Annotated in this window: 9 protein-coding genes and 1 tRNA gene; 9 read left to right on the top strand and 1 reads right to left on the bottom strand. The window is 37.2% G+C overall.

The features are described from left to right. Positions 1–19: 19 nt before the first annotated feature. The 5 genes from ABH902_RS07680 to ABH902_RS07660 all read left to right on the top strand — a co-directional run bounded on the left by ABH902_RS07680 (position 20) and on the right by ABH902_RS07660 (position 3,917). Positions 20–93, top strand: a tRNA-Asn gene (locus ABH902_RS07680). 236 nt (positions 94–329) lie between these two features. Then, a complete protein-coding gene (locus ABH902_RS07675; protein WP_404590065.1) occupies positions 330–1,382 on the top strand; it encodes a glycosyltransferase in 1,053 nt (350 codons plus the stop codon). A 15-nt stretch (positions 1,383–1,397) separates the two neighbouring features. Next, entirely contained in the window at positions 1,398–2,621 is a 1,224-nt protein-coding gene (locus ABH902_RS07670) for a glycosyltransferase family 4 protein (RefSeq protein ID WP_404590063.1), read from the top strand. Positions 2,622–2,695: 74 nt separating this feature from the next. After that, complete coding sequence (locus tag ABH902_RS07665) at positions 2,696–3,586, top strand: NAD(P)-dependent oxidoreductase (protein ID WP_404590061.1); 891 nt, start codon at positions 2,696–2,698, stop codon at positions 3,584–3,586. Between the two features lie 100 nt (positions 3,587–3,686). Then, positions 3,687–3,917: a YkuJ family protein gene (locus ABH902_RS07660; protein WP_069635996.1), complete on the top strand. Its 231-nt coding sequence runs from the start codon at positions 3,687–3,689 to the stop codon at positions 3,915–3,917. Positions 3,918–4,002: 85 nt separating this feature from the next. Here ABH902_RS07660 and ABH902_RS07655 read toward each other — a convergent pair whose 3' ends face one another. Next, on the bottom strand, positions 4,003–5,067 hold the full coding sequence (locus ABH902_RS07655; protein WP_404590060.1) for an NAD(P)H-dependent flavin oxidoreductase: 1,065 nt from the start codon (positions 5,065–5,067) through the stop codon (positions 4,003–4,005). A gap of 279 nt (positions 5,068–5,346) precedes the next feature. Here ABH902_RS07655 and ABH902_RS07650 point away from each other — a divergent pair, with 279 nt between their 5' ends. The 4 genes from ABH902_RS07650 to fabK all read left to right on the top strand — a co-directional run bounded on the left by ABH902_RS07650 (position 5,347) and on the right by fabK (position 8,205). Beyond that, a complete protein-coding gene (locus tag ABH902_RS07650) occupies positions 5,347–5,787 on the top strand; it encodes a MarR family winged helix-turn-helix transcriptional regulator (RefSeq protein ID WP_404590058.1) in 441 nt (146 codons plus the stop codon). A 15-nt stretch (positions 5,788–5,802) separates the two neighbouring features. Continuing rightward, the gene (locus tag ABH902_RS07645; protein ID WP_404590057.1) at positions 5,803–6,762 is read left to right on the top strand and encodes a beta-ketoacyl-ACP synthase III; all 960 of its coding nucleotides are present in this window, start codon (positions 5,803–5,805) and stop codon (positions 6,760–6,762) included. A 52-nt stretch (positions 6,763–6,814) separates the two neighbouring features. Continuing rightward, entirely contained in the window at positions 6,815–7,042 is a 228-nt protein-coding gene (locus ABH902_RS07640) for an acyl carrier protein (protein WP_404590056.1), read from the top strand. Between the two features lie 206 nt (positions 7,043–7,248). Further along, on the top strand, positions 7,249–8,205 hold the full coding sequence (fabK, locus tag ABH902_RS07635) for an enoyl-[acyl-carrier-protein] reductase FabK (RefSeq protein WP_404590055.1): 957 nt from the start codon (positions 7,249–7,251) through the stop codon (positions 8,203–8,205). The last annotated feature ends 70 nt before the right edge of the window (positions 8,206–8,275 follow it).

The raw sequence follows: 8,275 nt of genomic DNA, 5'->3' as shown, positions 1-8,275 counted from the left end.
ACGTCGCCGCGCTAAACATTCCGGCATAGCTCAGTTGGTAGTAGCGCATGACTGTTAATCATGATGTCGTAGGTTCGAGTCCTACTGCCGGAGTTAAAGAACGAAAACTGAAATCAGTTTTCGTTCTTTTTTTGTTCATTAAAATAAAATTGAATTTTAGCTAACAATTTTGTCATGTGAGAAATCTATTTGTGTAATTAATGGCTATCTTGTGTATTTATTTGCTATAATAAAGATTAAAGTTGTTGAACTACAACTTTAGATTGAACCAGAAGTTTCGAACCTATGTTATACTAAATTAAAAAGTAAATGGAAGCAGAGGCGGTAATGTGAAGGTTTTATTGTATTTCGAAGGTGAAAAAATCTTAGCGAAATCTGGTATTGGACGAGCATTAGATCACCAAAAACGTGCACTCTCTGAAGTCGGAATTGACTTTACATTAGATGCTACTTGCACAGATTATGATATTCTACATATAAATACTTATGGAATAAATAGTCATAGTATGGTAAATAAGGCAAGAAAATTAGGCAAAAAAGTTATTTATCATGCTCACTCAACAGAAGAAGACTTTAGAAATTCATTTATTGGTTCTAACCAGCTTTCTCCGCTTGTAAAAAAATATTTAGTCAGTTTATATTCTAAAGCGGATTATTTGATTACTCCTACACCTTACTCAAAAAGTCTATTAGAAGGTTATGGCATAAAAGTTCCCATTGCTTCTATTTCAAATGGTATTGATTTAAAACGGTTTGAGCCTTCACGAGATAAAGAAAAAAAATTTAAAGAGTATTTTAAAATAGATTCTGATGAAAAAATAATTATTTGTGTCGGTTTATATTTTGAACGGAAAGGTATTATTGATTTCGTGGACATTGCTAAGAAATTTCCCGATTATCGTTTTATCTGGTTTGGTCATACACCAATGTATTCAATCCCTAAAACGATACGTACGATTGTAAAAGAGGAACATCCTAAAAATGTAGAATTTGCTGGTTATATTAAAGGTGATGTACTGGAAGGCGCATATGCGGCTGCAGATTTGTTCTTTTTCCCGTCCTATGAAGAAACGGAAGGAATCGTTATCTTGGAGGCTTTAGCAAGCAAACAGCAAGTATTAGTTAGAGATATTCCAGTATATAAAGGCTGGTTAAAAGACAAAGAGAATTGCTATATGGGCACTTCGAATGTAGAATTCGCTGAGCTTATTAGCGGCTTAGTGGAAAGACAGCTCCCTAATACCAGAGCACAAGGGTATCTTGTTGCAAAAGAAAAAAGTATTGAACAGATCGGACATGAATTAAAGAAGATATATGAAAAAGTCCTATTGCAGGATCAGAAAAAAACTGACGGACATTTGTACCATGAAAATACACGATAAAAGGAGGGGAAAATAGTGAAAATTGGTTTCTTTACGGATACATATTTTCCACAGGTGAGCGGAGTTGCTACATCTATAAAGACGCTAAAAGAGGAATTAGAAGAAAAAGGACATCAGGTCTATATTTTTACCACAACTGATCCTAACGCAAAAGAATTTGAAGAAGATGTGATTAGAATGCCGAGTGTGCCTTTTGTGTCATTTAAGGATCGCCGGATCGTAGTTCGGGGAATGTGGTATGCTTATTTGATCGCGAAGGAATTAGAGCTGGATTTAATTCATACGCATACGGAATTTGGTTCAGGCCTATTGGGCAAGCTCGTGGGAAAGAAACTGAAGGTTCCTGTTATTCATACCTATCATACAATGTACGAGGATTATCTGCATTATATAGCTAAAGGAAAAGTATTAAGACCTTCTCACGTTAAATATTTTTCTCGTTTGTTTGCAAATCATACAACTGGCGTCGTTTGTCCCAGTCAGCGTGTTATCGACAAATTACAAGAATATGGTGTAACCTCACCAATGCGAATTATTCCAACTGGTATTGACATTGAAAAATTTGAAAGACCGGACATTACGACTGAAATGAAAGAATCACTGCGGGAAGAGCTCGGGTTGTCGAAAGAGCATATCATGTTGTTATCTTTAAGTCGAATTTCTTATGAAAAAAATATACAAGCTATTATTCAAGGGTTACCTAAAATTATAAATCATTTTTCTAATGCCCGTTTAGTCATTGTCGGTGATGGTCCATATGTTGAAAAACTTCAAGCTTTGGCTGAGGAATTAGAGGTAAACGACTATATTCAATTTACTGGTGAAGTTCCTAATGATCAGGTAGCAATTTATTATAAAGCAGCGGATTATTTCGTGAGTGCTTCTACTTCAGAAACACAAGGATTGACTTACACAGAAGCAATGGCAGCCGGTGTTCCATGTGTGGTTCGAGGAAATGCTTATTTAAAACATTTATTTAATCATGAATCTTTAGGAAAGACATTTGAAACGGATGAAGATTTTGCTGATGCTTTTATCAATTATGTTGAATCTGGCATTGCACACGATGAAACGATTTTAAAAGAGAAATTATATGAGATTTCGGCTGCTAGATTTGGTAAAGTAATGCTGGAATTTTATGAAGATATGATTGTTCATAATGAGCAGCTGTTAGAAGAAAAAGAAACTGCTGCTTCAATTGAACGAATCAAAGTTAAATTTACTTCCTTGAGAAAATAAATGTAAAACTTCTATTCTTGGTTTATACTAAGTTTAGAAGTTTTTTTGCTGAATAAAAATAGGAGGTCATGAACATGCCAAAAATTGGTTTTATCGGTACAGGAGTTATGGGTGCTGCAATTGTTCGAAATATGCTAAAAAATGAGTTAGAGGTAAATGTTTATAATCGAACAAAAAGTAAAACAGATGCTTTAGTAGAAGCAGGAGCTGTTTGGCAGGAGACACCAGCAGCAGTTACTGAGAATAGCGAGATCATTTTTACTATGGTCGGTTTTCCACAGGACGTAGAGGAAATTTATTTTGGTGATAATGGTATTTTTTCGGTAAACGTCAAAGGAAAAATTGTAGTTGATTTAACGACGAGTACGCCAACTTTAGCTGGAAAAATTGCGATCGAAGCAAAAGAGTTAGGGGCAGAGGCTTTAGATGCTCCAGTGTCTGGCGGGGATCTGGGAGCCAAAAATGGTACTTTAACGATCATGGTTGGCGGCGAAAAAACAATTTATGATCAAGTTGTGCCGATTTTTGAAACTTTTGGTAAAACATTGACGTATCATGGAACAGCCGGTAAAGGTCAGCATACAAAAATGGCAAACCAAATCATGATCGCAGGAACGATGACTGGCATGACAGAAATGCTGGTTTATGCAAATCAAGCGGGATTAGATGTGAATAAGGTAATTGCTACATTGTCAGGCGGAAGTGCGGCGAATTGGTCCTTGAGCAATTACAGTCCGCGTATTTTAAAAGAGGATTACTCTCCGGGCTTTTTTGTTAAACATTTTATAAAAGATTTAAAGATTGCTCTGGATGAAGCAGAGAAGCTGAAGCTCACATTGCCGGCAACGAAATTAGCAACTGAATTGTATGAAAAGCTTGCGGCTAAAGGGTTTGAGAATGACGGAACGCAAGCGTTAATCAAGTTATGGTGGCCAGACGGCAAACAACCAGAAAGTAAAAATTAGAGAATAGCAAAAAAATTAAAAAAATTAGCGAAAAATCATGCAAGAAAGGGAATGTTTTGATACAATGGTACAGAACTAGTTTGTAAAGGGAGGCCCATTTATGAAACATTCACAACTTGTGGCGATTATCAAGAGGCTTGAAGCGATGACAGAAGCAACTGACAACGAGATCCAAGTTCGTCGTTTTGAACGTGAAGGTGTAGAAAAATGCATCGTTAATTATGATAAATCAACTGAAACATTTGAATTAACTGAATCTGACTCACAACAAAGTTACCAATTTGACAATATCGATATTGTCGCAATGGAAATTTATGATTTGATTCAATAATTAAAAGAACTCAGTATATGATTAACAAAAAATGAAAATTATCAAAAAAGCCTGTGGTGTGTTTTTTCACACCGCAGGCTTTTATTTATCCTTCCGTAGTCAATTCATCAAAAATCGCCTTGACAGTTGTTTTTTCTTTTAAACGATAGGCGTTGGATCCTGCAAATACTAAGGCGTTATTCGGATCAGCGGTTACTGCATTAAGTAATGTTTCAGTAATACAATAAGGAATCGTTTCACGATCACAGTGTTTGTACGATAAACAGCTGCGGCATTTTTCAATTGGGATACGTTCGTTTTTAATTCGCTCAGTAAATTGATTTTTGAGCGCACGGCCAGGCATACCTACAGGACTTTTGATTACAGTGATATCTTCTTGTTTTGCCTTAAGATAAGACTGTTTGAAAGATTCAGGAGCGTCGCATTCTTCAGTAATAACAAATCGTGTTGCCATCTGAACGCCAGAACAGCCCAAGCTTAGATAATGTTCGATGTCGGAACGGTCAAAAACACCGCCGGCAAAAATAACAGGAATGTCACGATTAAATTGCTCGCCGAAGGCCTTGACAGTGTCAACAATTTTGATAATTTCAGCATCCATTTGCTCGCTACTTTCTGCTAAGCTTTCCGCTTTAAAACCTAAATGTCCGCCAGCTTCGGGACCTTCAATCACAACGAAATCAGCTGTTGTATTATAGCGTTTTTTCCAAGTATTTAAAAGAACCTTTGCCGCTTTATCGGAAGAAACAATCGGGGCGATTTTAGTCGTACTGCCGGCCACTAATTCAGGTAAGTTAATCGGTAAACCAGCTCCGGAAATGATCACGTCAGCGCCGACTTCTACACAACGCTTTACATAACGCTCATAATGAAAGGTTGCTGCCATAATGTTAAAGCCGATAAGTCCGCCTTTGGCAATTTCTTTGGCACGGTCAAATTGTTTCTTGATCGCTTCCATGTTTGCTCTCATGGGTGATTTTTCAAAAATTGCTTCCTGAAAGCCGATTTGAGCAGTGGACAAAATTCCAATGCCGCCTTCCCGACCTACGGCACCTGCTAAATTTGCCAAACTGACGCCAATCCCCATACCACCCTGTATAATGGGAACTTTTGCAACGAGTTTGTCTATTACTAATGGTTTTAAAGACATAATAATGCTCCTTTTCAATCTAATAAAAAGCGACTTTTTTTAAATACTTTGATATTCAAACTAAATCAAATGATAGTAAATTCCGGTAAAACTGTCAAATGTTTTTTTGTGAATCACTATCAGACTTAAATTTTTTTCTGGAACAAATACTTGCTGTTACTTGTTTTGCTGTTAAGAAAAAGTAAACATTGAATTTTTTACTTGCAATCTTTTTTTAGATGCGATATAGTTTGAACATCAAATGTTTTGATAATCAAAGTATACGGATGGTGCACAACTATGGAACCCAATTTAGAAACAGTGAATGACTACTTAGTAAGTGTCTTTAATGACATTTTGACCATTGAGGAGTCGGAACTAAAAAAATCACACTTTAACGACTTATCCATAACTGAGATGCACACGATTGAAGCAATTGGTATGTACAAGAAAAAGACATCTTCCGAAGTAGCCAAGGAATTATCGATTACTGTAGGAACTTTGACAGTTGCGATTAATAATTTGGTGAAAAAAGGATACGTTGAGCGAATCCGCAGTGAAGATGATCGTCGAGTTGTGAAATTGGGATTAACCAAAAAGGGCAAACTGCTTTTCCGTGTTCATCAGCATTTTCATCGTGAAATGGTCAAAAATATTTTGAGCAGTATGGATAGTGCAGAGGAGAAAGCATTACTCAAAGCATTGAAAAATCTTCATGATTTCTTGAAGGAATACAAATAAAAGTGAGGATTTAAGATGGAGCAATATGCAAAAATAAGTTGTACAAGCCGATATGTTCCTGAAAAAGCAGTCTCCAATCATGAATTATCAACGATGATGGACACTTCTGATGAATGGATTTCCAGTCGGACAGGTATAAGATCAAGAAATATTGTTACAAAAGAGAATACTTCTGATTTATGTACGGCAGTCGCCGAAAGATTGCTAAAGCGTTCTGGTAGAAGCGCTGATGAATTGGATTTTATCATTGTTGCGACAATGACGCCGGATTTTAACACCCCTTCAGTCGCATGCTTTGTTCAAGGCAACATCGCAGCAACGAATGCATTTGCTTTTGATATAAGCGCAGCTTGCACAGGCTTTGTTTATGGACTAAGCGTAGGTGAAAAGCTGATTCGTACTGGAAAAAAACTGGGAATGGTAATTGGCGGCGAAACCTTGTCTAAGGTACTTGACTGGGAGGATCGCAGTACCGCTGTTTTGTTTGGTGACGGAGCAGCCGGTGTATTGCTGGAAGCTTGTGAGAAGCAGCATTTTCTAAAGGAAAAGCTGCAGTCAGATGGACAACGGGGATGCTCGCTGACATCAGGCTATGTTCAAAACAGCAGTCCTTTTTATACAGAATCTCCTGAATATTCCAATTTTTTACAAATGAACGGTCGGGATATTTATGATTTTTCTTTAAAAGATGTGACAAGCAACCTTCTAAGCGTTGTAGAAGAAGATGTTGATTATTTATTATTACATCAAGCAAACAAACGAATTATCGAGAAAATTTCTAAAAAGGTCAAAGTTCCGCGTGAAAAGTTTTTAACCAACATGGAGCATAATGGCAATACCTCTGGTGCAAGTATTCCGCTGTTACTGGATGAATCAGTAGAAAAAGGCATTCTTACACTGGGCTCTAATCAAAAAATTGTGTTAACAGGTTACGGCGGCGGTTTAACTTGGGGTTCGATCCTCTTATCGCTGTAAACACTGTTGCTATATAAAATTAAAAAAGAAAATTAATTGGAGGAATATACACATGGTATTCGAAAAAATTCAAGCAATTATTGTAGAAGAATTAGGAAAAGAACCAGAAGAAGTACAATTAACAACAAACATTCAAGAAGAATTGGATGCAGATAGTTTAGATTTATTCCAAATCATCAACGAAATTGAAGATGCCTTCGATGTGAAAATTGAATCTGAAGACGGCATTACAACCGTTCAAGATTTGGTTACTTATGTAGAAAAACAAAAAGCAGAATAATGAAAGCTTAGGTAAAATAAAAAGTTGGATGATCAAATTTTTATGTGATTCTTAACAACTGTTGAAGAGTCTGGCTTTTTGCACCGTTAGTTGGAATTAGAAAAGCTGGACTTAACTTATTGTTTTGTTCCAGCTTCTTTTTTCACTAGTTATTCAAGGCTTATTTAAGCTGAAATTGAAGTGATTATTGATAAAGGAAGGCAGTTATGCAGTCAAGAATATGTGAAATGCTTGGAATCAAATACCCCATTTTTCAAGGGGGAATGGCTTGGGTGGCAGACGCTTCGTTAGCAGGCGCTGTTTGTGAAGCTGGCGGGTTAGGAATTATCGCTGGTGGAAATGCGCCTAAAGATGTGGTTCGAGCAGAAATTAGAAAGATTAAAGAAATCACCGACAAACCGTTTGGTGTCAATATCATGTTGCTTTCTCCACACGCGCAGGATATTGTGGATTTAGTTTGTGAAGAAGAGGTCCCAGTTGTCACGACAGGAGCTGGAAATCCTAGTAAGCATATGACTCGTTTTAAAGAACATAAGATTAAAGTAATTCCAGTGGTTCCTTCGGTTGCGTTAGGTATGCGCATGGAAAAAATCGGCGCAGATGCAGTAATCGTGGAGGGAATGGAAGCTGGGGGACATATAGGTAAGCTTACAACAATGAGTATCGTGCCGCAGGTAGTGGATGCTCTTTCGATTCCGGTGATTGCTGCTGGCGGTATTGGTGATGGCAGAGGAATGGCGGCCGCATTAATGCTGGGAGCGGATGCGGTTCAGATTGGTACGCGCTTTTTAGTAGCAAAAGAATGTACGATTCATGAAAACTACAAAGCTAGAGTGTTGAAGGCTAGAGATATTGATACCGTGGTGACCTGCCAGCATTTTGGACATCCTGTACGAACAATTAAAAATAAGTTAAGCAAAGAATATGATCGTCTGGAAATTCAGGAATTAAAGCAGGAAGAACCAGATCTTGCAAAGTTTGATGAATTGGGGCAAGGCGCTTTACGTAAAGCGGTGGTTGAAGGCGATACGGATTACGGCTCAATCATGGCCGGACAGATTGCCGGTTTAATCAAAAAGGAAGAAACAGCTGCAGAAATTATTGATTCTTATATGAGCGAAACAAAAGCAATTATTAACGATAAATTTAATCAATGGAATTAAGTAAAAACAACAGCTTTTAAAATGTCTAGCTTCTTGGGTTAGGTTCTCGGAAAAAAGATAAATGTTGCAT

Origin of the sequence: Enterococcus sp. UD-01, from assembly GCF_044909655.1 — a bacterium.
Lineage (GTDB): Bacteria > Bacillota > Bacilli > Lactobacillales > Enterococcaceae > Enterococcus_L.
The sequence above is the reverse complement of the archived record's forward strand: the minus strand, read 5'-3'. Positions and strand labels throughout refer to the sequence as shown.

Excerpts from the sequence above, each read along its gene's own strand:
- ABH902_RS07665 (WP_404590061.1), top strand. The coding sequence starts at position 2,696 with ATGCCAAAAATTGGTTTTATCGGTACAGGAGTTATGGGTGCTGCAATT.
- ABH902_RS07660 (WP_069635996.1), top strand. The coding sequence starts at position 3,687 with ATGAAACATTCACAACTTGTGGCGATTATCAAGAGGCTTGAAGCGATG.
- ABH902_RS07655 (WP_404590060.1), bottom strand. The coding sequence starts at position 5,067 with ATGTCTTTAAAACCATTAGTAATAGACAAACTCGTTGCAAAAGTTCCC.
- ABH902_RS07650 (WP_404590058.1), top strand. The coding sequence starts at position 5,347 with ATGGAACCCAATTTAGAAACAGTGAATGACTACTTAGTAAGTGTCTTT.
- ABH902_RS07645 (WP_404590057.1), top strand. The coding sequence starts at position 5,803 with ATGGAGCAATATGCAAAAATAAGTTGTACAAGCCGATATGTTCCTGAA.
- ABH902_RS07640 (WP_404590056.1), top strand. The coding sequence starts at position 6,815 with ATGGTATTCGAAAAAATTCAAGCAATTATTGTAGAAGAATTAGGAAAA.
- fabK (WP_404590055.1), top strand. The coding sequence starts at position 7,249 with ATGCAGTCAAGAATATGTGAAATGCTTGGAATCAAATACCCCATTTTT.